The organism is Bacillus sp. 3103sda1, assembly GCF_024159135.1.
GTDB classification, from domain to species: Bacteria; Bacillota; Bacilli; order Bacillales; family Bacillaceae_G; genus Bacillus_A; species Bacillus_A rhizoplanae.
The window spans coordinates 4,098,739-4,124,782 of sequence record NZ_JAMYWS010000001.1 but is presented as its reverse complement, the minus strand read 5'-3'; the positions used below and the strand labels follow the sequence as shown (position 1 = coordinate 4,124,782).

Below are 26,044 nucleotides of genomic sequence, written 5' to 3'. Positions count from 1 at the left end.
TGCTTTTTTTTACTACGTATGCATGTCGTATATTGGCGAATGGCCGATATATGTAAAAAACGCTGATATCGTATTATTTATCTGTTGCAACAGAAGCGATGTATGGTAAGTTGCGATATTTTTCAGCGCAGTCAATGCCATAGCCGACGATGAATTCATCTGGAATGACAAAGCCAACATATTCAGCTGTTAAATCAACTTTACGGCGTTCTGGTTTATCAAGAAGCGTACAGAATTTTAACGCTTTTGGTTTATGCATTAAGAAGTGGTCCTTTAAGAAATGAAGTGTTAAACCAGAATCAATAATGTCTTCTACGACAATTACATTTTTACCTGTAATATTTACATCGATATCTTTTAATAATTTTACTTTTCCAGTTGTTGTTGTTTGGTTTCCATAGCTAGATGCAGAGATAAAGTCGATTGTTACATCGTTTTTAATGTGACGAATTAAATCTGCTGCGAATACGAAAGAACCTTTTAGTACAGCAATAACAAAAATTTCTTCTCCTTCAAAATCACGTTCGATTTGCAGTGCAAGCTCTTTTACTTTTTCTTGCAGCTGTTCTTGTGAGATTAAAGTGTCTTTTATTTGGATTTCCATGCTGATCCTCCTACATTGTAAAACTTATGAACAGTTTGACTGTAAAGGATTGATGTGAAAAAGTCAAAAATGAGAGAGGAATAATTCATTTTAAATCGAAGAAATAAAATGAAAAAGAGATTGGTAATTAGCCAATCCCTTTGTTAATTTCATAGCAGTTTTGTATCTTGAATTTATGCAGAAATTAATTAGTTATCTCATTGAAATTTTTTTGTCTACAATATTTTTCTCTTAAAGCTAGTACATATTCTACAGATTGCTGAACACCTTTTTCTTGATCTTCAAGCATTTTTTCTAATAGATGTTCAGGAGGATAATAGTAATCTGCAGGCTGAATGACATGTAAGTCATATGGAGGATTTTCTACTTTGAATGCTCCTTCACCGACTTCATATACTCCCCCAGTTCCTTTTGGGCGTTTAAATGGAGCTACGTATGGAAAACACATTTCTACATTGATTCTCGTTAGTGTTGATTCATTCACAAGGATTTTAAAACATTCTTCCAAATCGATATTTCCAGTTCCTGCTGGAACCCCGCAAACTATATGGTCTTCACCGTCATGAATGACAATGTGATCTTTAAAATGAGTTGTGTAGGCATACGGAGCTAAATTCCTTACTGCTTCAACTGGATCTTCCCATGCCATCATTCCATTTCCTAGATCACAATGTGCTCCAACCCAAGGACTGTTTACTTCTTTAATAATTTTAATTACCTCAGCTGTTGTTTCTTCTTCGTGGTTTTCGACTCCAAGTTTAATTCGATATTGTTTTAACAATGGCACGATTTGTTTGAGTTCTTCAGGAGCCTTAGCCATCTTTTCGGCATCATATTCCCCTACACAAACGTAAGTCCGGATGACATCTGCACCAATTTGATTGGCAATGTCTATCACTTTTGTCAAATGCTCTATATCTGTACCTCTTGTATCAATTTCAGCATATAAACCATATTTTTGAATTTCTTCTCGAACCTTTTTCAAGTGATCAGGGTCGTTTCCGCCAAGCACACCCCATTCTGGATGTAAATTCTTGTCTGCCTCATTTGTAATAATATTGATCTGAACCCCGTCCAATCCGAGTTCAGCTGTTTTTCTTATAAAATCAAAAATATCCATTCGGTTGTTGTGAAAAAATAAATGATAGCTTTCTGTTTCTAATCCAATTTTCATAATATCCTCACCTTTCTTATCTTTCGGTTATAAGTCTCATACTTCATTTGAAATTGAACTTGTCTCGTTTTTCACTAACTCATTTTTCTTCTTAACAATTCGGACTAAATAACTGCTAATAATCAGGCCAAGTACGGAAAAAGCAATCATTGTTAAAAATACATGCTTATAACCGTCCATTCCTGGTGTTCTATCTAACATGCTTCCGTATAGAGAAAATGCAAACATCGAAGGTGCATATCCTATTAAGCAAGCAATAGAAACAGATGAACCACTGATTTCTCTTGGTATTCCCACTTCATCAATAGGCGCAAAAAATACCGCTCGTTGAGTAAAAATAATTGTGCCAAAACTTAGTGTAAAGATCATTCCAACGTATACATTCATCGTCTCATGAGGTAAGAAGATAAAAATAGTCATCCCAATAATTGCGGCTATAAAAGCAACTCTTAAATATTTAGATGGAGATTTGAATTTTTTATCAGCTAAGAATCCTCCTAGCGGACCTCCAAGCATTTTTAAAGCGTATTGATTAATAATTCCATAAGCACCTACTAGTGCAACAGGCATACCATAGATTTCTTTTAAAAACGGAATAAAATATGTTAAACCAATATAAACGGAATACACAGAGAATATAGTGAATGATACTGCCCATACTTCAGGCATCTTTAATGCTTGTAAAGCACCTTCTAGTGCAGCTTTATTTTTGTTAATTTTGTTACCTTGTTCATCTGTATCTTTAATTACGTCGTCTTCTACTAAGAAATAAGAAATGATACCAATAACAATTGCTGTTGCTGCAAGGAAGATAATTGCACCTCTAAAGCCAGCTGCTCCTGATCCTAACCAACTAAAAATTGCAAGGGCAGAAAAAGCAACAATCGTATCAACCACTCCTCTTCCTGCTTCAAGGAATCCAAACACTCTACCTTGTTCGTCTTTATCTCCTAATAACCTTACAGCTTTTATTAAAGCAGGCCAGTAAGCAGTTTCTGCAAATAAAGCGAAAATGATCCAAACAGTTAAAACACCATAATAACCAGGAAATGTTGTTAAATATAATCCTGATAATCCAACACCAATTAAGCTAAACGGTATGATTTTTTTCTTAGAAAACCTGTCTACTATATACATCGATGCGATATAACCGAATGCTTGGATAATCCCATAAATAGATAAGATTACACCTATTTGGGTATGAGATAAGTGAAAATACTCCATCATGGGAATATAAAAAGCATCTTTTAAAAACGGAAGTTTAAAAATTGTTCCTCCGCCTAAAATTAGTACGACAAGTGCAAACCACTTATTTTTTTTTGGAGTATCCATCCTTTTCCCCCTCAGAGGTTGATTTTTTAAAGATAGCGCTTTCAATGAATTCGAAACTTAGCAATCCCTCACTATAAAGATTAAGTCTTTAAATCGTTTGATAATAAAGGAGTGACATTTTATTTTATCATTTTTAATATTTAATTTTTCCTTATAATAAAGCGACATCATTACATTGAACTGTATGCGTTAACATTAAAAACTTTATAAAGTTGCAATAACTTCAATTTCAACAAGTGCATCCTTTGGTAATCGTGCTACTTGCACGGCACTTCGAGCAGGACAATTTGCTGTAAAGTAAGTACGGTAAACTTCATTCATTTGTGCAAAATGGTTCATATCTTTTAAAAACACAGTTGTTTTAATAACTTTACTTAAACTACTTCCAGCTTCTTCTAGAATGGCTTTTACATTCTCTAATGACTGTTTTGTTTGATTTTCAATTGTTTCAGGCATCTCTCCGTTTTTAGGGTCAATCGGCAGTTGCCCCGAAGTAAAGATAAAATTTCCCGCTTTCATCGCTTGTGAATAAGGACCAATTGCACCGGGTGCATGTTGAGTAGAAATAACCGCATTCATCCAAAAAACCTCCTGTGATAATTTTTTTTTATAACTATAATAATTTATTATAACGTGTTTTTATTTTAATGCTTTCTTTTTCTTAATTCAACAAATATTTTAAAAATTCTTTAAAATATTAAAAAATTCTTATTGCAATAATAATTTTTTGTTGATAAATTTACATATAGAAAGTAAAAAATGAGAAAAATTGGGTAAAATCTGCCTCATTATCCCGCATTAACGGGCAGTAAGACCCCCATCTCAAGATTGAGAGAAGCGAAGAAGGTAGGTGGGGGATAACTACCCGTAAAAGCCCGATTGGTGAGAGCTTTCCATCAGTGGGGGATGAAGAAAACCCCCACTGATGGAAGTTTCACTTTATCTTTAGAGAGGCATTGTGTAGTAGTATGATAGTATGAAAGAAGAAAGCAAAGAAAAATGTTGATGCGAAAGTGTGTACTTTCTTCATATCTTCTAAAAAAGGTGCGATATCAATGGAAAATAAAGAAAAGTTAAAGCGGTATATTCCTCTTGTTCATTTCATTGCAGATGTAATTGGAGAAAATTGCGAAGTTGTTTTGCATGATGTTACGAATCCAGACGAATCTATAATTGAAGTTGCTAATGGACATCTTAGTGGAAGAAAAGTTGGTGGACATTTAACAGACTTAGCTTTAAAGATTCTACAAGAAAAAAAATACATAGATAAACATTTTATTTCCAATTACAAAGGAAACTCAAAAAATAATCAAACGTTTCGTTCATCAAGCTATTTTATTAAAGATGAACACAATAGCATAATTGGAATGCTGTGCGTGAATATTGATATTAGTAATATGATAAAAGCAAGAGACTGGTTAGACAGTATGATTATGAGTAATACTAGCATGAATGAAGATGCGGAGAAGTCACATCCTAATCTTGAATTAGACCTTTCTGAGAACTTAGAAGAAAATCTTGATAGTCTTCTTTCATCACTTATTACAGGAGTTTTATTAGAATACGAAGTGTCGCCTGAGAGAATGTCTCCCGATGAAAAAATGGAAGCGATAAAAAAACTTAATGATAAGGGGGTATTTTTACTTAAAGGCGGCGTAAGTGAAGTTGCTAAACATTTAAAAGCATCAGAAGCAACCATCTATCGATATTTAAACAAGGTAAAGTAAATGTGTTATTTACTTATTTAAGTAGCATTTTCTTTAAAGTAGAAATGCTACTTTTTTTATGCGCAGAAAAATGATAGACTTTCCATTGATTAAATGAACTGAATAGAAAAGGAGAGTCATATGATTTCATTTTTACTTACTTTAAAAAGAATGTTAGAAGCTTTTTTTAGAGCGTGGAAAGATAAAGAATTTCAAGTGTTATTTGTATTAACGGCTGGAACTCTTACGTCAGGAACTATTTTTTATAGTACGGTAGAAAAAATGCGCGTAATTGATGCTTTATATTTTAGTGTTGTCACATTAACGACAGTTGGGTATGGCGATTTTAGTCCAAAAACAGACTTTGGAAAGCTCTTTACTATTTTTTATATTTTCATTGGACTTGGTTTAGTAGCTGGTTTTATTCGTAAACTAGCAATAAATATTCAATTGCCAGATCGATTATCAAGACGAAAGAACGGGTAAAAGCAATCGGGATATGCGCTTGATTGTATGTATAGATGCTTTGAATTTTTTACGATACTAATAATCATTGCATTTCCTACACTTTGCTTCTAAATTATACAAGCTACTTCATGAGAGAGTACTATCAATCAAAGCACGCGTATTATTTATATGTAATTAAATTTTATATATTTATATATCATTATTTAATATTATTACCTTACAAAATTGTAAGGTTTTTTGTAAGGTAAATCGATAGTTTGTACTGATTTTTTTGTATACACTACATATGTGTAAGGCACACACATTTTAGGGAAAAAAGGCAGGCACTAAAAAAGAAAGGAGTAGGGGAATGGAGAGGCACTCGGCGGCTCTATCTTTATTATTAGAGAATGATACGATTATGTTAGCTAATAATGAAGGCTGTAAAACTGTAGTTGATCGACAAGAAGTATGGATAGATTCACATGATAAAATTGTGTGGTACAAATGGAATGATAGTTATAAAGAGAATATAAAGAAGCAGCACATAGGGTATGATATGCATAGAGTTGTTTTATGGAATGAGATGAAATCTTGGATTCATAAGCATAACGGTAAAAATAAACGAGAGCAGCCGAGAGAGATAGACACACTCCATTCTCAAACTCCTGAAATGGTAAGACACATAGATTCACATTAGGAAAGTAACATGGGAAACTGAGGCACAAAAAAAGATTGCTATTTAAGCAATCTTTTTTTTGTTTGTATAATTCATATTCACGCTTGTAAATAAGCGTGGTGCTGTTGTAAATAAAATGACAAGTAAAATTGCACATAATGCGAAAGAACCAATCATTGTGCTGCCATTTATGATGAAAGAATATAAAACAGCAGATTGTCCTTTTGGTGCGTATTGTCCAAAGAAAATAACACCGGCAATAAAGTGCCAGAAATAACGAGCTAGGCTGCCAATAAATGTAGCGATAATGATATACGTAATTGCTTTTGTTCTTTGTTTATTGGCAAGTGCTTGTTGGATTGGTGTATGAAATAATCCAGCAAAACCGATAAAGGCAAATGCAATGAAGTATTCAATAAACGCTTGTATTGGCGTTAAAATGTATGCATCTCCTACGACAATTTGTAGTAATCCCCAAATGAGACCACTTAAGAAACTAGTTTTAAATCCCCAGCGGTAAGCAATAATAAAAATTGGAATCATAGCAAATGAGATAGAACCGCTCGTTGGAAGTTTAATAGATAGTGGTAAAATATCGATGACTAACGCAAATGCTGCGAGAATCGCTGCCTCTATCATCGCTTGTAAATTTGTGTTACGCATTTATAGCTCCCCCTAAATCCAAGTTACAAAAAAGAATCACTATCATAGGGGGATATTGAAATATACAAGTTACAAATAACTATTTATGTATATACGTTTGCACAATTCCTGCGTTAGCATTAACTAACAGGTTCAAAGGGTCGGAACGATGTGTTCCCTCTCAGCGACGTGGCTCCCCCTGTGACAACGAGATTCTTAGATTGTTATTTTTATTGTAACGAAAATGGATAAGAATGACAAATGAATCGTACATAACTTTGTTTCATAACATAAAAACGCTGAAATTGTACAAAAATATTAATAAATTCACATCATATTGTATAGTCTTTTTTCAAAAAGTCATGGTATGATTGATATTGATAATAATTATCGTTATCTTCCAAGGGGGAGAAGTTATGAACTTAGTTGATATGAATATAGATGAAAAAGTACGTGTGAAAGATTTACAATCTCTTGATAAATTATTAAAACGCCGTTTAGCTTCATTTGGATTTGCTGAAGGCTGCGAACTTTGTATAAAACAAAAGGCAATGTTTAATGGTCCGTGTACATTAGAATGCCGCGGGCAATTAATCTCTATTCGCCATTGTGATGCGAAAATGATAAAGGTGGAATTAGCGTGAATAAGGTTGCTTTACTGGGGAATCCGAATACGGGGAAAACATCATTATTTAATGCGCTTACTGGTTCTTATGAATATGTGGGGAACTGGAGCGGAGTAACTGTAGAAAAAAAGATTGGTAAGTTAAAAGATAAGAAGGGAACTTTAATAGACTTACCAGGCGTATATGATTTAAACCCTGTGTCACGTGATGAAGGGGTTGTTACACAATTCCTATTAACAGAAGAATTTCATCATATGTTAAACATTGTAGACGCTTCTCAATTCGAGCGTAATATGCATTTAACTTTGCAATTATTAGAATTCGGTAAGCCACTCTCAATTGGTTTAAACATGATAGATGTTGCCAGGCAGCGTGGAATTATAATTGATGTGAAGAAACTAGCTGAAATGCTAGGTGTAACAGTTATTCCGGTTATTGCGAGGAGCGGAAAAGGCTGCGAGGAATTGTTAGCTTCTCTTCACGAAAGTGATCGCGTAGAACAGAAGCCATTTATTCTTTCTTATGGTGAAAAGATAGATGCAGGAATTCAGCAAGTTATGAATAAATTGCAACAAGCGAATTATGAGCATCCAAGATGGCTTGCACTTCAATTTTTAAGCAATAATGAAGTAGTAGAACAAGAATTAAATCAATTGCCTATTTATAAGGAACTTGTAGCAATTCGCTCTGCATTAGAAGTAGAACTGGATGTAACGTTGGAACAGCATATATACGGAGTACGTGCAGCGTATATTGAAAAGTTGAAAACAAGTGTCATTCGTCATGAGAAAGAAGGCAGCATTCCTTTTTCTGAACGAATTGATAAATTAATTACACATAAAATCTGGGGCCTTCCGATCTTTTTAGGGATCATGTATTTCATTTTTCAGGTTACATTTACGTGGATTGGAACACCTCTATCTGATCAACTTGATGCATTTGTCGGCGGTTCGTTCACAGATTGGGTAACGACAGCTTTAACTAATATGGGGGCATCTGAGTTTATTCGAGCGCTTATTACAGATGGCGTGATTGCTGGTGTCGGTGGAGTTATAGTATTCGTTCCGCAAATTTTTGTATTGTTCTTCTTTATTTCATTATTGGAAGACTCTGGATATATGGCGCGTATTGCCGTTGTAATGGATCGTATTATGGAGTTTTTTGGACTAAATGGAAAAGCATTTATTCCAATGATTATTGGTTTTGGTTGTAACGTACCAGGCATTATGGCCGCAAGAACGATTGAACAGGATAAAGAGAGGTTGCTTACGATTTTAGTGACGCCATTTATGTCGTGTTCAGCACGTCTACCTGTATATGCATTATTTGCTGGGGTCTTTTTCCCGCATAGTCAAGCAATCGTTGTGTTCTCTTTATATATCGTTGGTATAATACTTGCGCTATTGGTGACAAAGATTATGTCTGTTACGGTTTTAAAAGAAGAAAAATCTATTTTTGTAATTGAACTTCCGCCTTATCGCGTACCGCAAGCAAAAACGTTATGGCGCAGTACATGGGAAAAAGGAAAAGGATTTGTACGTAAAGCAGGTACATTTATCTTTGGTGGTTCTGTTGTCATTTGGCTATTAAACTATGCCGGTCCATCTGGGTTCGATGTAAAGATGGGAGATAGTTTCCTAGCGATGATTGGCGGCGTCTTGGCTCCAATTCTAGCACCGCTTGGCTTTGGAACATGGCAAGCAGCTGCAGCATTATTAACAGGATTTTTAGCAAAAGAAGTTGTTGTTTCCGCAATGGCGATTATTTATTCTGTGAAAGAAGATGTATTAGGAAACATAATCGGAGCTCATTTTACAGCATTATCAGCATATGCATTTATGTTCTTTATCTTATTATATGTACCATGTTTAGCAACAGTTGCGGTAATTCGCCGTGAAACAGGATCAGTTAAGTGGACTATTTTCTCTGTTGTTTATCCGCTTATTGTTGCGTATGTATTAACACTAATTGTATACCAAGTTGGATCTATGATGGGATTCTAGAAGGAGATGTATCATAATGATGGTTAATATTTTAATTGGAGCTGTCGTTTTTGGATATGCAGCATATACGTTAATTAACTTTGTAAAGAGAAGTAAAAAAGGGAAATGTGCAGCGTGCTCCATTAATAAATCATGTCAGTCTAATGCTTGTAGCCCTGATATGGAGCATGTGGTGAATAAGTAGTACATGGGTTCGGTTCCTAGATAACATATGAAAACGCATGGAGAACTGATCCATGCGTTTTTTGTTTATCCCACCTCAAGTTTCACAGAGAAACGAGAAAGATAGGTGGGGGATGAAAAAATTCCCACTGATGGAAGTTTTGCTTTAGTTGAAAAGTGTTTAGGCTGATGTAACAATAATTTAGAATATATATAATAACTAAGAACATAGGGGTGATGAAATGAACGAAAGTAAAGAATTACATATCAAAAAAGTTTACGAACAACTTATTGAAGCTTGGAACAATCGTGATGCAGAAGGTATGGCAAACTTGTTTACTGAACATGGAGAGAGTATAGGATTTGATGGAAGTCAGTCGATTGGACGTAAAGAGATTTTTTCTCATTTAAGCCCCATTTTTAGGGACCATCCTACTGCTCAATTTGTAAGTAAAATAAAAGATTTACGTTTCATTGGTGAAAATGTTGCTATCTTAAGAGCTATCGCAGGTATGATACCTCCAGGAAAATCAGATTTAAAGCCAGAGGTTAACACCCATCACACTCTTGTGGTTATAAATAACTCTAATGATTGGAAAATCGAATTATTTCAAAATACACCAGCACAATTTCATGGAAGACCTGAATTAGTAGAACAAATGACAGAAGAGCTGAGAAAACTGTTATAAAAAGAAATGCTCAGAGCATAAAAACTCTGAGCATTTTTGTGTGCTATTATCCCTGTAAAACTAAATCAGCAATTTTTGTAGGGAATTCTGTATCTATATAAAATTCTTCTGCTTTCCAATATCTATTTTGAAACTTGGAAATGTTTTGTTGTGTATGTTCATTTTCACGAAGAAATCTCTTATCTCGCGGGCAGTCCAAATACACTACAGAATCATAGAAACTTCTCCACTCTTTACGTTGAAGAAAAACACCTTCTATTAAGATTACACAAGTATTGGGAAGTTTAATGTTCTTAATACTCTGTGTATCAGATTCGTTATCATAAAAGGGTAGAATAAGATCGTTCGAAAATCTAAGTTTATCGAAAAAATGATCCCGTAACCAATTAATATCCCATTGTAAATGATAATATTCATACCATTCTTCATGGCCAGTATTGTAACGTTTTTTACGTTCAACAATGTGGTCATCAATATGAAAGACATAGAAAGGAATATTCTTTTCTTTTACAGCCTCGCTAAGTTTTTTCACAAGTGTTGTTTTGCCAGAACGGCTTAACCCATCTACCCCTAAAATAAATCGACCATCTATCTCAAGGTTTGTAATCAAATGCAAGAGCGTTATGAAATTATCTTTCAAGGTAGTATCATCTCCTTTGAAAAAAGTCATTCTTTTTTTACCTTATTTTTCTCAGTTTTGAACCATTAGCTATTATGCCAATACAACCAGTGATAGCGAATATATACGCTACGAACAAGGATGTTGATGATAGTGACTCTATAATTATTCTAAATGTGCCAAAAGCAAATAATAGGAAACTACCTACGAGAGTTATAATTGTTCGAGCTTTAATATCCAGTTTTTGCACCCCCGAAAAATCTTTATTTTAAATAAATGTTAACATATTCATTAGTATAAATTAACATTTATTGTAATTCAGGGAGAGTTCCCTATTTTTTTATATGAATATCAATATTAAAATTTATCACAGTCAAAATAAAAAAGAAGCCTGCTAAAAACAGGCTTCTTTTTTATTTTAATGATATCCCTTCGCAGAGTCTTTATGAATTTTCTCTTTAAAGATTGTGTAGCTCCATAATTGATAGCCAATAACAATTGGTACCATGACTATTGCAACAAAGAACATAATTTTTAAGTTTAATTCACTGCCTGCTGCTTGGAATAATGTTGTGCTGTATGCATCGTTAATGCGAGATGGCAACATTCTTGGGAACATGCCAGCAAAACCAGTTGCCATAAACATGGCGATTGTTAAGCAAACAAATGTGAACGCTAAACCAATTTTACGTTTGAAAACCATAATGATTGTGATGACACTCATTAACATCGCAAGTAACGGGATGATAAACAGTACAGGGTATTCCGTAAAGTTTTGGAATAAGTTTGTAAGGTTTGCCGTTGCGACGTAGAAGATAGCTAAAATGGTTGCTGCTGCCATCGAAAATGGTTTGGCAATTTTATAAGCACGATCTGATACTTCACCAGTCGTTTTAATCATAACCCAAAGTGCACCGGATACGACAAAGATTGCAGTGAAGAAGAGACCGCCTAAAATACCATAAGGATGTAATAAGCTAAGTAAGTTTCCTTCATAGCCATGTTTACCAATTTGTAGTCCGTAGTACAGGTTAGCGAATGTAACGCCGAATAAGAAAGCAATTAAGAAACTACCAACCGCATACGTCCATTTACAAACAGTTTGCCAAACTGGTGAATCATCTTTATGCATAAATTCTAATCCTGCTGCACGAGCGAACAGAGCAATTAATACTAAAAATAACGGTGTATATAAGTAGCTGAACATGTTTGCATATGTGATTGGGAAAGCAGCAAATGTTGCTCCCCCTGCTGTAATTAACCATACTTCGTTACCGCCCCAGAACGGTCCAATTGCTTCCTGCAATTGATTTCGTTCTTGGCGATCTTTCGTAACGAATGGAAAAATCATTCCGTTACCAAGTGCATAGCCATCGAGAATAAAGTAAACTGTCCAAATCACGCCCCATAAGACGAACCAAATAATTGCAAGTGTATCATGAGACATGAGCTACACCTCCTTGATTCGTTTCTTCTAATGCTGCTGGACCTTTTTTCGCAAATTTTAGCATAAGGTATACATCAGCAATTAATAGTAAAGTGTAGAACAAGATTAAGCTAATTAAAGAGAACCAAATTTGCGGTACAGAAATTGGTGAAACTGATTCTGCTGTTCGCATTAGTTTGTACACTGTCCAAGGCTGACGTCCTGCTTCTGCAACAATCCAACCAGCGTTAATTGCTACATACGGAAGTAATACAGACCACATTGTAATTTTTAAGAAACGTTTTGAGTTTTCTAGTTTTCCTTTTTGCATTAAATAGAAACCAAACCATGTTAGTGCCATAAAGAATGTACCAAGTGCAACCATTAAACGGAAGCTGTAATAAACAAGATTCACGTTTGGACGCTCATCTTTCGGAATATCTTTTAAACCGATAATTTTTCCATCAAATGAGTTTGTATAGAAGAAGCTGCCGAGTTTTGGAATTGTTAATGCTTCGAAGTTTTTCTCATTTTTCACATCAGGAATTTGAATAATGGAGAAGCCTTGTCCTTTCCCAGTTTCCCAAACTGCTTCCATTGCTGCACCTTTTGCAGGCTGCATTTTTGCTGCGAAGGCACCGGATTCATGACCGATGAAAGGTGTTGCAGTTGCTGCAAATAAACCGAATATTAAACCGTACTTAAATGATTTTTTAAAGAATGCAACCTCATTTTTACGTAGTAAGTGATATGCACTGATAGCCATAACGAAGAATGCACCAACGATGTAACAACCAACAACAGTGTGGAAGAACATATGCCACGCATATGGATTTGTAACTAGTGCCCAAAAGTCATTTAATTCAGCGCGGCCATTGCGGACTACATAGCCAACAGGGTTTTGCATAAAGCCGTTCGCTGTAATGATCCAAAGTGCGGAAATATTTGTTCCAAGTGCGACCATCCACATAGAGAATGCACGGAACTTTGGTGAAATTTTATCTTTACCGAACAACCAAATTCCCATGAAAGTAGATTCTAAGAAGAAGGCAACAAGTGCTTCTATCGCTAATGGAGATCCAAAAATATCTCCCATGTATTTGGAGTACTCAGACCAGTTTGTTCCGAATTGGAATTCCATTGTAATCCCAGTGATAATTCCCATTACGAAGTTAATGGTAAATAATTTACCCCAAAAGTTCGCCATTTTGCGGTACGTTGGATTCAATGTACGCGCATATTGCGTTTCCATAAACGCTACTAAAATAACAAGTCCGAGTGTTAACGGTACAAATAAGAAATGATAAAAGATTGTAATTGCAAATTGAAAACGACTCAGTAACAGAACGTCGGACATAGTAATGATTCACTCCTTTTTTTCATTATCCACAAATAGTTTATAGTGAAAAAATGAGCAAAGTATGGGTGAGTTGTTACAGAACTGTGTGAGAATTATGGAAGAATTATGGCTGTTATCTGAAAACATCGTATTTTTAGAATAAAGCAATACATTTCTTGTTTTTTTCATTCTTTGATACACTTAATTTGTAGTTATATGAAGAAAGAGGGGTTTTACTTTGAAAACATTAGAAGAGATTTTGCAATATAATCAGGAATTTGTTGAAAGTAAAAAGTATGAAGAATATGAAACAGGAAAATTCCCGAATAAAAAAATGGTTATTATTTCATGTATGGACACACGTCTTGTAGAACTATTGCCAAAAGCGATGAACATGCGTAACGGTGATGTGAAAATTATTAAAGTAGCTGGCGCTGTTATTTCACATCCATTTGGAAGTATTATGCGTAGCATTTTAGTCGCGGTTTATGAACTTGGTGCAAATGAAGTGTGTGTAGTTGGTCACCATGATTGCGGTATGGCTAAAATTCAAGCGAGCAGCACGATTGAAAAGATGAAAGAGCGCGGTATTTCAGAAGAGAAACTAGACACACTTCGTTATTCTGGAATTGATTTAGAAAGGTTTTTACGTGGATTCTCAAGTGTAGAAGAAAGCGTAGAGCATAGTGTTTCTATCCTTCGGAACCATCCGCTTATGCCAATAGAAGTGCCTGTGCATGGACTTGTTATTCATCCAGATACTGGAAAGTTAGACGTTGTTGTAAATGGCTACGAAGGTTAATTATCTTTTTGTTTTTTCTCTGGTACAGGATCGAATCCGCCTGGATGAAACGGGTGGCATTTCAAAATTCGTTTCACTGTAAGCCAGCTTCCTTTTAATGCGCCGTGAGTTTGAATCGCTTCTAGTCCGTAGTGAGAACACGTTGGGTGAAAGCGGCACGTTGGCGGCGTCATTGGGGAAATGAATGTTTGGTAAAAGCGAATAATACCGATGAAAATGCGTTTCATAACGATCTCCTTTCTTGCATATGCTGTAAGTATTATAGCATGGTCTGTACATAATACTTTACTAATTTGCAATTCCGTTATATCATATTGGATATAACGGAATTAAAATAAAAGCGGGAGAGATGCATATGCCATCAGTAGAAAGCTTTGAATTAGATCATACAATTGTAAAAGCGCCTTACGTAAGACATTGCGGCGTTCATAAAGTAGGCAGCGACGGTGTCGTGAATAAATTTGATATTCGTTTTTGCCAACCAAATAAGCAAGCGATGAAGCCAGATGTGATTCATACGCTAGAACATTTATTAGCATTTAATTTACGTAAATATATTGATCGTTATCCTCATTTTGATATTATTGATATTTCGCCAATGGGTTGCCAAACAGGATATTATCTTGTTGTAAGCGGTACGCCAACAGTACGCGAAATCATCGATTTATTAGAGTTAACACTGCAAGATGCAGTAAAAATCACAGAAATTCCTGCTGCAAACGAAACGCAGTGCGGTCAAGCGAAACTTCATGACTTAGAAGGCGCAAAACGCTTAATGAATTTCTGGTTAAGCCAAGATAAAGATGAACTTGAGAAAGTGTTTGGATAAGATGAAGGAAAGCTGCCTGTGATAGGCAGCTTTTTTTAATTGGCGGATATATGTATGTCGAATGGTGTCGCGGGGTCTTTATCCCGCATTAACGGGCAGTAAAGGCTGGAGAAGAGCGGGGAAGAAAACTGCCCGTAAAAGCCCGATTGGTGAGAGCTTTCCATCAGTGAGAAAAGCGTCACTGATGAAAGTTTCACTTTATATCGTGTCGAAGCGCCGATATATAGAAGAGAAGTGTAGTAGTTTGCTTTGGTAGAGAGACGAGTATGAATATTAGAATGCTATCGAGATACTTTCACCACGGCGACAAATAATATAAAGATAGCAAGACCTAGAAAGAGAACTCCCATTAATTTACGCTGTTCTTTTATTTCAGAAATTCCCCATACCAAAAAGGTAAGAATTAGGAATATTTGGGTGTAAAGAATGAATTGATTTCCTTCAAAGAAAAAGGAACAAATAGCTGAAACCAAAGCAGCTGTACTAAACAGAATCCGCAGTATTTTTAGCATCGTAGCACTCCTTATCATTTCTTTGTGGTACTTGTTATAGGAGTAGTTTTTCGTTTAGAGAAGCAATTCTGATATAGAAACATATAACGCCAATGCACCAGTAAAAAACAGAAAAATCCCAGCAGATGTTTGTTTTTTTTTGAAATTCTGCAATACTAGAAACGAAAAAGATGAGTCCTAAAGAGATGAACATATAAGGTAAAATGAATGGAATGTTATCTGTAAAAAGTCCAAAAGCGGCTAAAAATAGCGTGATGATAGAAAAAGTAATGCTTAATATTTTCAGCATGTTACTGTCCCTTTTCTTCTTGATACGGATTATCCTCTATAGAATCTACTGAATGTTTATAAGAATATCCCTTATTAATCGTTAATACTGAGAGTAATAATACAACAATCACAATAATGACTGCTATAATTAATATCTTCATCATAGAAAGGCCCCCTTTTCTTTATTTTATCATTGCATATGCTCTCTTTTACATATTTTTGTAAGAAAATGAAAACAATAGAAAATAAAGCGGGTGAAAGAAGGGACGTTCTATGGATAAGAAAACATACTATGTTTCAGTTGCAAATGGTGAAATCTCACAGGTGAAAACGGCCAATACATATAGTTTTGCGATTCAAGCGACAGACGAGGAAATTATTAAGCTCCGAGAATATTTTGATCAAGCATATCGTGAAGATCTTGGAGCATTTGTGCGCTCACATGTTCCGTTTGTCGAATATCATAATGATTCTAATAATGATCGGTTCGATGAACAACTGCAAGAAGCATATCGAATGATTTATGAATTAGGGGATCAGGAAGCGAAAGAATTGATTGCACAGATGGGAATTATCAACGGGTTATGATTGGATAAGATTAGTCATACTAGTCAGAATGTGCTACAATTTATGGTAAGAAACTTGTAACCATCAATAGGGGAGTAGGGCATGTACACATTTAAAGATTATTATCATAACACTGTACAATTATCGTTTGAACGTTACCCATTTTCTCCAGAACCAAAGCACGTTTGGGTTGTGTGTCGATATGGGAACCAATGGTTATTAACACATCATTTGCGCCGGGGTCTTGAATTTCCAGGTGGAAAAGTAGAAGCTGGGGAAACACCGGAAGAAGCGGCAGCTCGTGAAGTTCATGAAGAAACGGGCGGCATTGTATCAAGCTTAACGTATATCGGACAATATAAAGTATCCGGAAAAGACAAAATAATCATTAAAAACATTTATTTCGCAACAATTAGTGCAGTAGAAAAACATACGCACTATGAAGAAACGAAGGGATCTGTACTACTAACAGATATTCCAGAAAATATTAAAGAGAATAGACGCTTTAGTTTCATTATGCGCGATGACGTACTAGCGCGCACAATGCAGCATATAGAAGAAATCGGCTGTTTCACGAAATAGAGCAGTCGATTTCTTTTTATTTTTTGATTGTATTTCCTTATTCATGCTAGAGAAGACTCAAAAATATTATATAAAAAGATGTTTGTGATATGATTCAATTTAATTATTTTACATACGCTCTCATGAATACCATTATCTTTTTGCCGTATTTTTTGTTTACCATTATCGGAAATTCTTATGACATTCCCTTGCATGGTTGGCTTCCGCTTATTATTTTTATACGGGGGCATTCCTCATTCATTCGTTTTTCCAAAAAGTGAGGACTCGGGAGTCATTGTTAGGCTTTCTTCTCGTTGCAATCTTCGCAGCTGCTTGCGGGATGTTAGCGCCTCTTTCACCGATTTGGATTGAGTTATCTGCCCTTTTGATGGGGATTGCAACGAGTATCTTGCTTCCTCTTTATATGACAATTCAATATCATGAAAAGTATTTTTATAGTGTGCGTCTAACACGTAAATCCAGCTACCCCTCATAATTTTTCATCTACACTTCTCCTTTTCTGTAGATTAATTATATAACTGCTGAAAATTGATTCTTCCTTTTTTAATCTACATGCGCATATTATATTACATGTGTTTTTTGTATACGAATAAAAACAAAGAAAGCAGGTAGAAAGCAATAGATAAATGATTAACGTTTTCATGAATATATTGAATTTCTATCCACTGAAGGGGGAGATCGAGTCCTAATGATGCAAATAAAAAATTTCTTTCAAAGTAAAGGATTTCAAAGGTTGCTTGTGTTAGTAATTTTAGCCCTTATATTATATGGGTTAAAAAGTATGATTAATTTAATATTGATTACCTTTATCCTTACGTTTTTAATGGATCATTTTCAAAGGTTTATTTCTGAAAAGCTTAATCGTTTTGTACGGATAAATAGGAAAGTGATTATCGCTTTTTTATACATTGTTTTAGTTATGTTGATTATTACCACGTTATATAAATATTTACCGGTCATTACCGTTCAAGTTTCACAGTTAATTCATCAGTTTCAAGTGTTTTTTAAGCAGCCACCTGATAGTGAAATTATAAAATATTTGATTTCTACCATTAAAGAGATGGAAGTATCAAAGTATATTGAACAAAGTGTCGATGTTATTTATCAGTCTTTAGCTAATATTGGAAAAGTAAGTTTGCAAATGTTTCTTTCCCTTATTTTAAGTTTGTTCTTCTTGTTAGAAAAAGAGCGTATTATAGCTTTCACTTCTAAATTCAAAGATAGTAAGCTTAGCATTTTTTACAATGAGATTGCATATTTTGGACAGAAATTTGTACGTTCATTTGGAAAAGTTATTGAGGCACAGTTTTTAATCGCTGTTGTAAATGGTATTCTTTCAGTTATTGCACTTTGGCTTTTAGGATTTCCACAGCTCCTTGTATTAGCAGTAATGATTTTTTTGCTTGGGCTCATCCCAGTTGCAGGTGTAATCATTTCGCTATTTCCACTTTGTATTATTGCCTATAATATTGGTGGGATTACATATGTAGTATACATTTTAATTTTCATTACAGTCATTCATGCGTTTGAAAGCTATTTTTTAAATCCAAAATTTATGTCTGCAAAAACGAATTTACCAATTTTCTATACGTTTATGATCCTTATATTTTCAGAGCATTTTTTTGGTGTGTGGGGGTTAATAATTGGGATTCCGATTTTTATCTTCTTGCTTGATGTACTTGACGTGAAGAATGAGGAGAAATCGTATGTAGATGTAGAATGATACCTCGAAGGCATGTAAAAAGCAATCCAAGTATATTGGATTGCTTTTTATCCCGCTATTCGCGGGCAGTAATTTCTTTTCTGCGAGGCATGGCGGTTAATTTTTGTTTACTTTATGGAAAAAACTCGGCTGTTTTACGAAATAGCCGAGTTTTTTTGCATGTTAGTAGGGGAGTTGCAGCGGACGGCGGCGTCCAGATTAAATGAAGTTACTTTTACTAAGTGAATAATAGTTAAATCGTGCTGTTGTATATCTTGTCAAAATTGATTATGATTTCAATGACATAATAGAGTGTAGGGAGGACGTTATGAGGAAACACCGTATTCATTTTTTATTTTTGCTCATATTCATTTGCTTTATTAGTAGCTGTAGTAAAGCAACAGATGTGGCAGAAGAACAAGAGTTATGTAAAACAAAAGAAGAATGTATAAAAAAGGGAGATGCATTCCTTAGTAAGATTAATAAAAAAATGCAGGGAATTTCTGAACTAGAAGCATATACGGAAGTAGAAAATAAAGAACAATTAACAGCCTATGAAGAACAAAGAAAAGATGACGACCGTTACTTCTTTTTAGCCTCTTATTATATTGATAATGATGAATTAGTAGATCCATATTTTGAAGAGCTAGATAAAAAGAGAGTATATAAAGTATTTGCTGATGATAAAGATGCAAGTAAAGAAGTGATCGCATCTCATGAAGATATGGATTATCATCAAACGCTATGGGACATGTACAGCCTCTTAATTCCAGCAAAATATAGAGAGGATATTAAAGAATTCGATATTGTAACGGACGGATACGATAATATCGTTGCTCATGTTATGCAAAATGCAGAAAATCCTGAAGACTGGATAATAAGTTTAGATGCGTTAGATTCTAACATAAATATAAACGAAGTGATAAAAACGTTAATTCATGAAACTGCTCATGTTTTAACATTGAATAGCACACAAATTCCTGTGGATCAGAAGTATATAAAAGATGTTACAGAGGAAAAAGACATTTCGGCATATGAAGCAAAATGTACGGCGCTGTTTTTAACAGAAGGCTGTACAAAGAAAGAATCGTATGTGAACCAATTTTATGACCAGTTTTGGAAACCAATTGAAAGTGAATGGAAAGAGAAAAAAGTGGAAACAAATTTAGAAGCGCAAATGCAGTTTTTTAAAGAACATGAAGACAAATTTGTTTCTGAATATGCAACAACGAATGTCGCAGAAGACATTGCTGATACATTTACCGCGTTCATTTTACAAGATTCTAGCAAAGTGAAAGAATCACAAGAATTAAAGTATCAAAAGATTGCTTTCTTTTATCAATTTCCAGAGCTTGTGAAGATGAGAGCGGAAGTACTGTCAGGGTTACAGCAAATTTCGGAGGAAGTGGAAGAGGCGTAGGGTGAAGCCTTTTCATATTTGATAAATGATTTGAGATTTTAACAACAAGGAGTCACTACATGAAAGAAACAATACAATGCCCACAATGTACAGAGGATATTACAGTGGAACATATTATAGATGCAGCAACGCCTTTTACAATGCGTTGTCCTTACTGTAAGGTAAAGTTAAAAGAAACGAAAGTAACGCCAATCTTAATTGGAGTGGCAATGATTATGATTCCTCTTTTTATTTATTTAGGGGTCAGTGTAAAAGAAATTTTAATAAACTATTTTCCGATTGTTGATAAAGTCCCGACAATCATCGTCTTTTTTGCATTTTGCTATCCGCTGTACTATATGTATGAGAAGTACAATGCTTTGTGGATTGTAAATAAGGGGAAATTGAAGATAAGGAAATAATATATAGTTATTATTCTCTTTCTTTCTTTGAGATCCAAAAGGAAAAAAGAGAATACAGCTATGTATTTTGATATGTATCGAAAGTCTCTGTGAAGCAATTCTGCTTTGCAGGGGCTTTTTTATTATTTATGTTATAGATAAATAAAATGAAATATTTTAATTTTAATATAAATAAAAATATTTAAGCTTATTTAATAGCCTGTTATACTATGAAGGCTACAGCAAGATTTATAGTTTAGGAGGCTACATAGGGGTAAGATGCGAAAATATTTTATACAAACGATGCTGCTTGTAGCGATGCTTTTTATTTTACACAAGAGAATGGAGAAGATAATATGAATCAACAACTAGCAGGATTTTGGAGACGATTTGGAGCTAATTTTTTAGATGGACTAGTGTTAGTTCCTTTTCTTGTAATTTTTATGTGGTTAGATATGTCTAAGGAGAAATCAGATAATATAATAGGTATTTTAGAAACGTTATACTATCTAATTGTTCCTGTCGTATGGGCAGGGTTTACAGTAGGTAAGAAAGCATTAGATATTCGAATTGTACGTATTGATGGAAAGAAAATTACGATTTGGACTACGTTAAAACGCTACCTATTAGGTGGAATTGTATATACACTTACAATTGGTATTGGATTTATCGTAAGTGCATTTATGGTAGCACTGCGAAAAGATAAACGTTCTATTCATGATTTTATTGCAGGAACAAAAGTTATTCGTGACTAATATGAAAAGCAACCTATACATTGTTAGGTTGCTTTTTTCGTACGCGTAATGAACTTTTCAAATCCCGCAACAAGCACATACATAAGTGTTGCGAGAATACATGTGAGAAGTACGCTAAGCAAAACGAGCGTAAAGTTAAAGACTTGAAAGCCGTAGCTAATTAAATAGCCGAGCCCTTCTTTTGAAATGAGCAGTTCTCCGAAAATCACTCCAACCCAAGAGAGACCGACGTTTACTTTTAATGTAGAAATGATGGCCGGGAATGATGCTGGTAAGATGACTTGTTTATAACATTGCCATTTGTTTGCACCAAAGGTTTGCATGACTTTCAAATAATTGGCGTCCACTTCTTGAAAGGCACTATAAATGACGAGAATGGTAACGATGATGGAAATGATGACGCCCATCGCCACTGCAGATGAGATATTCGGACCGAAGATGACAATAATAATCGGACCGAGCGCGACCTTTGGCATTGCGTTTAAGACGACAAGGTATGGATCGAGTACACGGGCAATGAAAGGGCTCCACCATAGGAAGGTTGCAATGCACGTACCAAGAAATGTTCCGAGTATAAAGCCAAGGCACGTTTCAAAGAGCGTTGTATAAATGTGCGGCCAAAGGGAATTGTCTTGCCATTTTGTAATGAGTAAGTGAAAAATGCTAGAAGGTGAACTAAATAATAATGGATCAATCCACTGGTTTCGGCTAGCGACTTCCCACAATGCGAAAAAGAGAAAGAGAATGAATAGCTGCAATGTTCGTACAGCAAGTGTCCGTTTTATTTCTCGTTTTCGAAAGTCTTGGTGAATTTCTTTTATATTATCCAAGGTGTTCCAACTCCTTCCATATTAACTGGAAGAATGAAGGGAAATCGGGATGCTGACGCGCTTCAAATGGTGAAAGGGAGCGAATGTTTTCTGGAACAGGAAAGACTTTGGCGATGCGGCCTGGTTTGGCTTGCAGTAAGTAAATGCGATCGCTCATTGCAATAGCCTCTTCGATGTCGTGTGTAACGAGAAGCGATGTTTTCTTATATTCTTTTAAAATGGAAAAAACGAGTTCTTCTAATTTTAATTTTGTTTGGTAATCGAGTGCAGAGAATGGTTCGTCTAGTAATAATATTTTCGGGTTTGTTGCGAGTGTCCGAACGAGAGCAGCGCGCTGGCGCATTCCTCCTGATAATTCATGCGGATATTGTTTTTCAACCCCCTGCAGACCGACTTGCTCTAATAGCTGCAAGGCGTGTTGTTTCGTTTTTGATGTGTATTCCTTTGTAATGCGTAATCCGACTGAGATGTTATCTTCAATCGTTTTCCACGGAAACAAGTAATCTTGCTGAAGCATATAACCGATGGAGGATGTTGGTTTTGTCACACATTCTCCGTCGAGAAAAACAGTTCCTTCAATTGGCTGCAGTAAGCCCGAAATAATGGAAAGTAGTGTTGTTTTACCACAGCCGCTAGGGCCAAGGAAGGAGATAAACTCCCCTTCCTCGATTGTTAAGGAAATATTGGATAAGACGAGGCTGGCGTTTTCTTTTGAGAAGAAGCAATGAGATACGTTAGAAAGCTGTAGCAATTTCATTGTACGGTCCTCTACTTCTTAATAACACTTTCTGCAATGGATGTGTTCACTAAATCTTTATGTTGCACTTCTTTCGGTAATTCGCCAGCTTCTTTCATAATACTTTGCAGTTGTTTCCACTCTGCTTCATCTAATAATGGATTCGTTGCGTACGAATGTTGCGTTTTGTAACGATCAATAACTTTCACCATAATATCTTTTGATGTATCTTTAAAGCGCGGTTCAACAGCTTTTGCAATTTCTTCGGGGCTATGTGTATCGACCCATTGCTGCGCCTTATAAATAGCGCGTGTAAATTTCTCGGCAGTTGCTTTGTCTTTCTTTAAGAAGCTTTCTTTTGCCATAAAGGTTGTATACGGAACAGTTCCAGATTCAACGCCAAATGAAGCAACGATGTAGCCTTTTCCTTCTTTCTCGAAAATACTGGCAGTTGGTTCAAAGAGCTGTACGAAATCACCTGTTCCAGAAGCAAAGGCATTTGCGATATTGGCAAACTCGATATTTTGAATTAAATTTGTATCTTTGTGCGGATCAATTCCGTGCTTTTTCAGTACGTATTCACCAACCATTTGCGGCATACCGCCTTTACGTTGACCGAGGAAAGTTGTACCTTTCACATCGCTCCAATTAAAAGACTCCAATTTTTTACGAGAAACGAGGAATGTTCCGTCTGTCTGTGTTAATTGCGCAAAGTTAATGACAGGGTCTTTTGCCCCTTGCGCGTAAACATAAATAGATGTTTCTGAACCGACAAGGGCAATATCGATGCCATTTGATAATAAAGCTGTCATCGTTTTATCGCCGCCAGCAGTTGTTTGCAAATCAATATCTAACCCTTCATCTTTAAAAAATCCTTTTTCCATAGCGACATATAACGGAGCATAAAATAATGAATGTGTAACCTCACCAACGCGTACTTTCTCTACTTTTGTACTTTCTTCTTTTTTATTACACGCAACAAACGTAAAGGCAGTAAGGAAGACAATTAAAAAACACGCTAGAACTTTTCGCAATTTATGACACCTCCTAAAAATACATCTACTTTAATGTATGTGGGTAAATGCCTATATGTGAGTGGACAGAGGAGGAATTTTTTGAGCAGAAAAGAAAAAATAACGATGTGCGGATTTCATTTTTTTCGTCATAACAACGGAAGTATCACTTTGTTAAAAGAGATGAAGGAAATGTACAAGGAAAAGAAGAGCAGAGAAGGGGTATGTAATATGCATGCGAAAGTAAAACAAGCATTGAAGTGTTTTGGAGGAAAAGAAGAAAGCTGTGTTAAGCTCTCTAGTGGATTTCAAAATGAGGTATATGAGTATACGTATGGAGGAGAAAGGCGCATTTTGCGTATTACACCTAGTTCTCGTAGAACAATCAAGCAAATCCAAAGTGAATTGGAATTTATACGCAGTTTAAATGCAAATGGCGTAAATGTTTCCTTGCCAGTTGCATTCGTAAAAATATTTTTACACCAACACGAATGTATGTTCTTTTTGACGTTTTGTAGTATTATGAAGGAAAGAAGGAGGTGAAAATTATGACGAAGGAAAAAGAATATGTAACCTATCAAATTTGGATCAAGAAAGGTCATAAGTTATATTCTTACTTCCTAGAGATGTGTCAAAACGCAAAAAATCTCTACAATACAACAAACTTCTACATTCGCCAAGTGTATACAGCCTTACGTACAGAGCGACCATTACAGCCACTTCAACAAGAAGTCCTTCATACATTACAAGCACATATTGAAATCATGAATGAAAATCAACTTCGTGCGTATCAAAAACGCGTACAAAAACAGAAAAAAAAACCTGTTAAAGAACAAAAAGAAATGAAATGTAACTTGTTTACATTCCCGACAAAAGAGAAATCGTTTCTATCGTATAACTTTTTAGATTGTTTGTTTAAAACAATGAAGCAACAAGATTATATGAATTTGCCAGCACAAACGAATCAAGCAGTCATGAAGAGGTTATATCAAAACTGGAAATCATTTTTTGCTTCTATCAAGGCATATCAAAAATGTCCTTCCACTTTTACTGGCAGACCTCGTATTCCAAAATATATCAAATCATCTACGAAAGAAATTATATTTACGAACCAAGTATGTAAACTCCAAGAGAAGTACATTCGTTTTCCAAAAACAAGCATAAAATTAAATATTGGTAAATTGTTTGGGTGGATTGGCAATCTAAAAGAGGTACGTGTTTCTCCTGCTTATGGGAAGTTTAAAGTGGAAATTGTGACAGAACAGTCCGAACCAGCACCTGGGCATGTTGACAACAATCGTTATATGAGTATTGACCTAGGGATCAATAACATTGCAACTATCACAACGAATACAGGGACCATACCTGTGTTAGTAAAGGGCAAAGTGATCAAAAGCATTAACCAATACTATAACAAGCAGAAGGCTCATTTACTGGAGGTTCTTCGTCATGGAAAAGAACCAAAAGAAGGACTACACACATCAAACCGTTTAGAGAGGCTTCATGAGAAACGGTTTCTCAAAATAAAAGACCTCTTCCATAAAATGAGTCACCACATTGTTCAGCTTGCGATTCAACAGGAGATCTCTATGATTGTAATCGGAAAAAATACATCATGGAAACAAAAGAGTGAGATGGGGAAACGCCAGAATCAATCTTTTTGTCATATTCCACATAGTTCACTCATTGAAATGATCACCTATAAGGCAAAACGAAAAGGTATTGCTGTACAAGTCGTGGAAGAATCGTATACAAGCAAGGCATCCTTTCTAGACAATGATGCGATCCCCACTTACGGTGAGGAAGACATTCCTGTATTCAGTGGTAAACGGATCACACGTGGGTTGTATCGTACGAAAGAGAATAAACTACTGAACGCAGATGTGAATGGTTCCTATAATATCTTAAAAAAAGCAGTTCCAAAGGCATTTGCCGATGGAATAGAGGGGTTGTGCCATCAGGCAGCTGTGTCAACTCCACTCGTGTTAAGCGTCTTCTGAAGATGATACACGAGAAACCCCCACTTCAAGATCCGAAGGAGATAAGTGGCGGGAGTCTTCATCATGCAGTGTGGCAAGGACTATCATTAAGACCGGAACATGTATCCTTTCCCAAAGAATTTATGAAGTGTTTTATAGAAGGATATAATAAAGAACATACGATGAATAAAGAAATATTAAAGTAAATTCCACTTTTTC

Annotated in this window: 33 protein-coding genes and 1 riboswitch; of the genes, 18 read left to right on the top strand and 15 right to left on the bottom strand. The window is 35.4% G+C overall.

All coding sequences use genetic code 11. From position 1 onward, the window contains the following. Window positions 1-73: 73 nt before the first annotated feature. The 4 genes from hpt to NKR74_RS20650 form a co-directional block, all read right to left on the bottom strand. Window positions 74-604 carry a hypoxanthine phosphoribosyltransferase gene (gene hpt / locus NKR74_RS20665; protein ID WP_098306526.1) on the bottom strand — a complete coding sequence of 177 codons (531 nt, stop codon included), beginning with the start codon at window positions 602-604 and terminating at the stop codon, window positions 74-76. Between the two features lie 184 nt (window positions 605-788). Continuing rightward, window positions 789-1,778, bottom strand: a complete 990-nt coding sequence (locus tag NKR74_RS20660) for a sugar phosphate isomerase/epimerase family protein (protein WP_098306528.1) — start codon at window positions 1,776-1,778, stop codon at window positions 789-791. A 36-nt stretch (window positions 1,779-1,814) separates the two neighbouring features. Then, the gene (locus NKR74_RS20655; protein WP_098306530.1) at window positions 1,815-3,110 is read right to left on the bottom strand and encodes an MFS transporter; all 1,296 of its coding nucleotides are present in this window, start codon (window positions 3,108-3,110) and stop codon (window positions 1,815-1,817) included. Window positions 3,111-3,314: 204 nt separating this feature from the next. Next, on the bottom strand, window positions 3,315-3,689 hold the full coding sequence (locus NKR74_RS20650; protein ID WP_253630703.1) for a RidA family protein: 375 nt from the start codon (window positions 3,687-3,689) through the stop codon (window positions 3,315-3,317). Window positions 3,690-4,165: 476 nt separating this feature from the next. Between NKR74_RS20650 and NKR74_RS20645 the strand changes: the two genes are divergently transcribed. The 3 genes from NKR74_RS20645 to NKR74_RS20635 all read left to right on the top strand — a co-directional run bounded on the left by NKR74_RS20645 (window position 4,166) and on the right by NKR74_RS20635 (window position 5,963). Further along, a complete protein-coding gene (locus tag NKR74_RS20645) occupies window positions 4,166-4,837 on the top strand; it encodes a helix-turn-helix transcriptional regulator (RefSeq protein ID WP_253630702.1) in 672 nt (223 codons plus the stop codon). 120 nt (window positions 4,838-4,957) lie between these two features. Continuing rightward, entirely contained in the window at window positions 4,958-5,302 is a 345-nt protein-coding gene (locus tag NKR74_RS20640) for a potassium channel family protein (protein ID WP_230576070.1), read from the top strand. Between the two features lie 331 nt (window positions 5,303-5,633). Then, on the top strand, window positions 5,634-5,963 hold the full coding sequence (locus NKR74_RS20635) for a hypothetical protein (protein WP_253630701.1): 330 nt from the start codon (window positions 5,634-5,636) through the stop codon (window positions 5,961-5,963). Between the two features lie 42 nt (window positions 5,964-6,005). Here the strand turns inward: NKR74_RS20635 and thiT are convergent, their stop codons facing one another. Then, window positions 6,006-6,605 carry an energy-coupled thiamine transporter ThiT gene (thiT, locus tag NKR74_RS20630; RefSeq protein ID WP_253630700.1) on the bottom strand — a complete coding sequence of 200 codons (600 nt, stop codon included), beginning with the start codon at window positions 6,603-6,605 and terminating at the stop codon, window positions 6,006-6,008. A gap of 87 nt (window positions 6,606-6,692) precedes the next feature. Then, window positions 6,693-6,794, bottom strand: a riboswitch (TPP riboswitch). Between the two features lie 206 nt (window positions 6,795-7,000). Here thiT and NKR74_RS20625 point away from each other — a divergent pair. The 4 genes from NKR74_RS20625 (at window position 7,001) to NKR74_RS20610 (ending at window position 10,064) form a co-directional block, all read left to right on the top strand. Continuing rightward, window positions 7,001-7,228 (top strand): FeoA family protein, encoded by a 228-nt coding sequence (locus NKR74_RS20625; RefSeq protein WP_098306542.1) that lies wholly within the window; start codon window positions 7,001-7,003, stop codon window positions 7,226-7,228. After that, on the top strand, window positions 7,225-9,213 hold the full coding sequence (feoB, locus tag NKR74_RS20620) for a ferrous iron transport protein B (protein ID WP_253630699.1): 1,989 nt from the start codon (window positions 7,225-7,227) through the stop codon (window positions 9,211-9,213). Before NKR74_RS20625 ends, feoB begins: the two co-directional genes overlap by 4 nt. Before the next feature lie 16 nt (window positions 9,214-9,229). After that, window positions 9,230-9,397 (top strand): FeoB-associated Cys-rich membrane protein, encoded by a 168-nt coding sequence (locus tag NKR74_RS20615; protein ID WP_253630698.1) that lies wholly within the window; start codon window positions 9,230-9,232, stop codon window positions 9,395-9,397. Between the two features lie 220 nt (window positions 9,398-9,617). Continuing rightward, window positions 9,618-10,064: an SgcJ/EcaC family oxidoreductase gene (locus NKR74_RS20610; RefSeq protein WP_253630697.1), complete on the top strand. Its 447-nt coding sequence runs from the start codon at window positions 9,618-9,620 to the stop codon at window positions 10,062-10,064. 46 nt (window positions 10,065-10,110) lie between these two features. Here the strand turns inward: NKR74_RS20610 and NKR74_RS20605 are convergent, their stop codons facing one another. From NKR74_RS20605 to NKR74_RS20595, 3 genes are all read right to left on the bottom strand, one after another. After that, entirely contained in the window at window positions 10,111-10,704 is a 594-nt protein-coding gene (locus tag NKR74_RS20605; protein ID WP_375337679.1) for a kinase, read from the bottom strand. Between the two features lie 397 nt (window positions 10,705-11,101). Further along, window positions 11,102-12,130 (bottom strand): cytochrome d ubiquinol oxidase subunit II, encoded by a 1,029-nt coding sequence (gene cydB / locus NKR74_RS20600; protein ID WP_253630696.1) that lies wholly within the window; start codon window positions 12,128-12,130, stop codon window positions 11,102-11,104. Beyond that, window positions 12,120-13,466 (bottom strand): cytochrome ubiquinol oxidase subunit I, encoded by a 1,347-nt coding sequence (locus NKR74_RS20595; protein WP_253630695.1) that lies wholly within the window; start codon window positions 13,464-13,466, stop codon window positions 12,120-12,122. Before NKR74_RS20595 ends, cydB begins: the two co-directional genes overlap by 11 nt. Window positions 13,467-13,686: 220 nt before the next feature. On the opposite strand from NKR74_RS20595, the gene NKR74_RS20590 reads away from it, so the two are divergent. Further along, window positions 13,687-14,250, top strand: a complete 564-nt coding sequence (locus NKR74_RS20590; RefSeq protein WP_253630694.1) for a beta-class carbonic anhydrase — start codon at window positions 13,687-13,689, stop codon at window positions 14,248-14,250. On the opposite strand, the gene yidD is transcribed toward NKR74_RS20590, so the two are convergent. Further along, complete coding sequence (gene yidD, locus NKR74_RS20585) at window positions 14,247-14,477, bottom strand: membrane protein insertion efficiency factor YidD (protein ID WP_098306556.1); 231 nt, start codon at window positions 14,475-14,477, stop codon at window positions 14,247-14,249. The genes NKR74_RS20590 and yidD overlap by 4 nt on opposite strands. Before the next feature lie 128 nt (window positions 14,478-14,605). Between yidD and luxS the strand changes: the two genes are divergently transcribed. Continuing rightward, window positions 14,606-15,079, top strand: coding sequence for an S-ribosylhomocysteine lyase LuxS (gene luxS, locus NKR74_RS20580; RefSeq protein ID WP_230576081.1), 474 nt, complete (start codon window positions 14,606-14,608; stop codon window positions 15,077-15,079). A 281-nt stretch (window positions 15,080-15,360) separates the two neighbouring features. Here luxS and NKR74_RS20575 read toward each other — a convergent pair whose 3' ends face one another. The 3 genes from NKR74_RS20575 to ytzI form a co-directional block, all read right to left on the bottom strand. Continuing rightward, on the bottom strand, window positions 15,361-15,591 hold the full coding sequence (locus tag NKR74_RS20575) for a DUF3953 domain-containing protein (RefSeq protein ID WP_253630693.1): 231 nt from the start codon (window positions 15,589-15,591) through the stop codon (window positions 15,361-15,363). Window positions 15,592-15,645: 54 nt separating this feature from the next. Then, window positions 15,646-15,744 (bottom strand): DUF3953 domain-containing protein, encoded by a 99-nt coding sequence (locus NKR74_RS24200; protein ID WP_375337678.1) that lies wholly within the window; start codon window positions 15,742-15,744, stop codon window positions 15,646-15,648. A 137-nt stretch (window positions 15,745-15,881) separates the two neighbouring features. Next, window positions 15,882-16,025, bottom strand: coding sequence for a YtzI protein (ytzI, locus tag NKR74_RS20570; protein ID WP_098306562.1), 144 nt, complete (start codon window positions 16,023-16,025; stop codon window positions 15,882-15,884). A gap of 109 nt (window positions 16,026-16,134) precedes the next feature. Between ytzI and NKR74_RS20565 the strand changes: the two genes are divergently transcribed. The 7 genes from NKR74_RS20565 (at window position 16,135) to NKR74_RS20535 (ending at window position 21,267) form a co-directional block, all read left to right on the top strand. After that, complete coding sequence (locus NKR74_RS20565) at window positions 16,135-16,449, top strand: hydrolase (protein ID WP_230576083.1); 315 nt, start codon at window positions 16,135-16,137, stop codon at window positions 16,447-16,449. Between the two features lie 81 nt (window positions 16,450-16,530). Continuing rightward, a complete protein-coding gene (ytkD, locus tag NKR74_RS20560) occupies window positions 16,531-17,010 on the top strand; it encodes an RNA deprotection pyrophosphohydrolase (RefSeq protein ID WP_253630692.1) in 480 nt (159 codons plus the stop codon). Window positions 17,011-17,284: 274 nt separating this feature from the next. After that, window positions 17,285-17,485 (top strand): hypothetical protein, encoded by a 201-nt coding sequence (locus tag NKR74_RS20555; RefSeq protein WP_253630691.1) that lies wholly within the window; start codon window positions 17,285-17,287, stop codon window positions 17,483-17,485. Window positions 17,486-17,698: 213 nt separating this feature from the next. Beyond that, window positions 17,699-18,733 (top strand): AI-2E family transporter, encoded by a 1,035-nt coding sequence (locus NKR74_RS20550; RefSeq protein ID WP_253630690.1) that lies wholly within the window; start codon window positions 17,699-17,701, stop codon window positions 18,731-18,733. Between the two features lie 307 nt (window positions 18,734-19,040). Next, window positions 19,041-20,132: a recombinase family protein gene (locus NKR74_RS20545; RefSeq protein WP_253630689.1), complete on the top strand. Its 1,092-nt coding sequence runs from the start codon at window positions 19,041-19,043 to the stop codon at window positions 20,130-20,132. Window positions 20,133-20,191: 59 nt separating this feature from the next. Further along, window positions 20,192-20,533, top strand: coding sequence for a hypothetical protein (locus NKR74_RS20540; protein ID WP_253630688.1), 342 nt, complete (start codon window positions 20,192-20,194; stop codon window positions 20,531-20,533). Between the two features lie 335 nt (window positions 20,534-20,868). Further along, window positions 20,869-21,267, top strand: coding sequence for an RDD family protein (locus NKR74_RS20535; protein WP_098306579.1), 399 nt, complete (start codon window positions 20,869-20,871; stop codon window positions 21,265-21,267). A gap of 23 nt (window positions 21,268-21,290) precedes the next feature. On the opposite strand, the gene NKR74_RS20530 is transcribed toward NKR74_RS20535, so the two are convergent. From NKR74_RS20530 to NKR74_RS20520, 3 genes are read right to left on the bottom strand one after another with little or no spacing between them, the layout of a single operon-like run. Then, window positions 21,291-22,097 carry an ABC transporter permease gene (locus NKR74_RS20530; RefSeq protein ID WP_253630687.1) on the bottom strand — a complete coding sequence of 269 codons (807 nt, stop codon included), beginning with the start codon at window positions 22,095-22,097 and terminating at the stop codon, window positions 21,291-21,293. Continuing rightward, a complete protein-coding gene (locus NKR74_RS20525; RefSeq protein ID WP_253630686.1) occupies window positions 22,090-22,854 on the bottom strand; it encodes an ABC transporter ATP-binding protein in 765 nt (254 codons plus the stop codon). Before NKR74_RS20525 ends, NKR74_RS20530 begins: the two co-directional genes overlap by 8 nt. 11 nt (window positions 22,855-22,865) lie before the next feature. Further along, window positions 22,866-23,867: an ABC transporter substrate-binding protein gene (locus NKR74_RS20520; protein ID WP_253630685.1), complete on the bottom strand. Its 1,002-nt coding sequence runs from the start codon at window positions 23,865-23,867 to the stop codon at window positions 22,866-22,868. 81 nt (window positions 23,868-23,948) lie between these two features. Between NKR74_RS20520 and NKR74_RS20515 the strand changes: the two genes are divergently transcribed. Further along, entirely contained in the window at window positions 23,949-24,389 is a 441-nt protein-coding gene (locus NKR74_RS20515) for a phosphotransferase (protein ID WP_253630684.1), read from the top strand. A 5-nt stretch (window positions 24,390-24,394) separates the two neighbouring features. Beyond that, on the top strand, window positions 24,395-25,846 hold the full coding sequence (locus NKR74_RS20510; RefSeq protein ID WP_253630683.1) for an RNA-guided endonuclease InsQ/TnpB family protein: 1,452 nt from the start codon (window positions 24,395-24,397) through the stop codon (window positions 25,844-25,846). Window positions 25,847-26,044 lie beyond the last annotated feature (198 nt).

Coding starts and splice junctions, on each gene's coding strand:
- NKR74_RS20550 (WP_253630690.1), top strand. CDS start 17,699: ATGATGCAAATAAAAAATTTCTTTCAAAGTAAAGGATTTCAAAGGTTG.
- cydB (WP_253630696.1), bottom strand. CDS start 12,130: ATGTCTCATGATACACTTGCAATTATTTGGTTCGTCTTATGGGGCGTG.
- NKR74_RS20660 (WP_098306528.1), bottom strand. CDS start 1,778: ATGAAAATTGGATTAGAAACAGAAAGCTATCATTTATTTTTTCACAAC.
- NKR74_RS20545 (WP_253630689.1), top strand. CDS start 19,041: ATGAGGAAACACCGTATTCATTTTTTATTTTTGCTCATATTCATTTGC.
- NKR74_RS20565 (WP_230576083.1), top strand. CDS start 16,135: ATGGATAAGAAAACATACTATGTTTCAGTTGCAAATGGTGAAATCTCA.
- NKR74_RS20625 (WP_098306542.1), top strand. CDS start 7,001: ATGAACTTAGTTGATATGAATATAGATGAAAAAGTACGTGTGAAAGAT.
- NKR74_RS20655 (WP_098306530.1), bottom strand. CDS start 3,110: ATGGATACTCCAAAAAAAAATAAGTGGTTTGCACTTGTCGTACTAATT.
- thiT (WP_253630700.1), bottom strand. CDS start 6,605: ATGCGTAACACAAATTTACAAGCGATGATAGAGGCAGCGATTCTCGCA.
- hpt (WP_098306526.1), bottom strand. CDS start 604: ATGGAAATCCAAATAAAAGACACTTTAATCTCACAAGAACAGCTGCAA.
- NKR74_RS20535 (WP_098306579.1), top strand. CDS start 20,869: ATGAATCAACAACTAGCAGGATTTTGGAGACGATTTGGAGCTAATTTT.
- NKR74_RS20510 (WP_253630683.1), top strand. CDS start 24,395: ATGACGAAGGAAAAAGAATATGTAACCTATCAAATTTGGATCAAGAAA.
- NKR74_RS20615 (WP_253630698.1), top strand. CDS start 9,230: ATGATGGTTAATATTTTAATTGGAGCTGTCGTTTTTGGATATGCAGCA.
- ytzI (WP_098306562.1), bottom strand. CDS start 16,025: ATGATGAAGATATTAATTATAGCAGTCATTATTGTGATTGTTGTATTA.
- NKR74_RS20645 (WP_253630702.1), top strand. CDS start 4,166: ATGGAAAATAAAGAAAAGTTAAAGCGGTATATTCCTCTTGTTCATTTC.
- NKR74_RS20635 (WP_253630701.1), top strand. CDS start 5,634: ATGGAGAGGCACTCGGCGGCTCTATCTTTATTATTAGAGAATGATACG.
- NKR74_RS20650 (WP_253630703.1), bottom strand. CDS start 3,689: ATGAATGCGGTTATTTCTACTCAACATGCACCCGGTGCAATTGGTCCT.
- NKR74_RS20575 (WP_253630693.1), bottom strand. CDS start 15,591: ATGCTAAAAATACTGCGGATTCTGTTTAGTACAGCTGCTTTGGTTTCA.
- NKR74_RS20610 (WP_253630697.1), top strand. CDS start 9,618: ATGAACGAAAGTAAAGAATTACATATCAAAAAAGTTTACGAACAACTT.
- NKR74_RS20640 (WP_230576070.1), top strand. CDS start 4,958: ATGATTTCATTTTTACTTACTTTAAAAAGAATGTTAGAAGCTTTTTTT.
- NKR74_RS20595 (WP_253630695.1), bottom strand. CDS start 13,466: ATGTCCGACGTTCTGTTACTGAGTCGTTTTCAATTTGCAATTACAATC.
- yidD (WP_098306556.1), bottom strand. CDS start 14,477: ATGAAACGCATTTTCATCGGTATTATTCGCTTTTACCAAACATTCATT.
- luxS (WP_230576081.1), top strand. CDS start 14,606: ATGCCATCAGTAGAAAGCTTTGAATTAGATCATACAATTGTAAAAGCG.
- NKR74_RS20525 (WP_253630686.1), bottom strand. CDS start 22,854: ATGAAATTGCTACAGCTTTCTAACGTATCTCATTGCTTCTTCTCAAAA.
- NKR74_RS20540 (WP_253630688.1), top strand. CDS start 20,192: ATGAAAGAAACAATACAATGCCCACAATGTACAGAGGATATTACAGTG.
- ytkD (WP_253630692.1), top strand. CDS start 16,531: ATGTACACATTTAAAGATTATTATCATAACACTGTACAATTATCGTTT.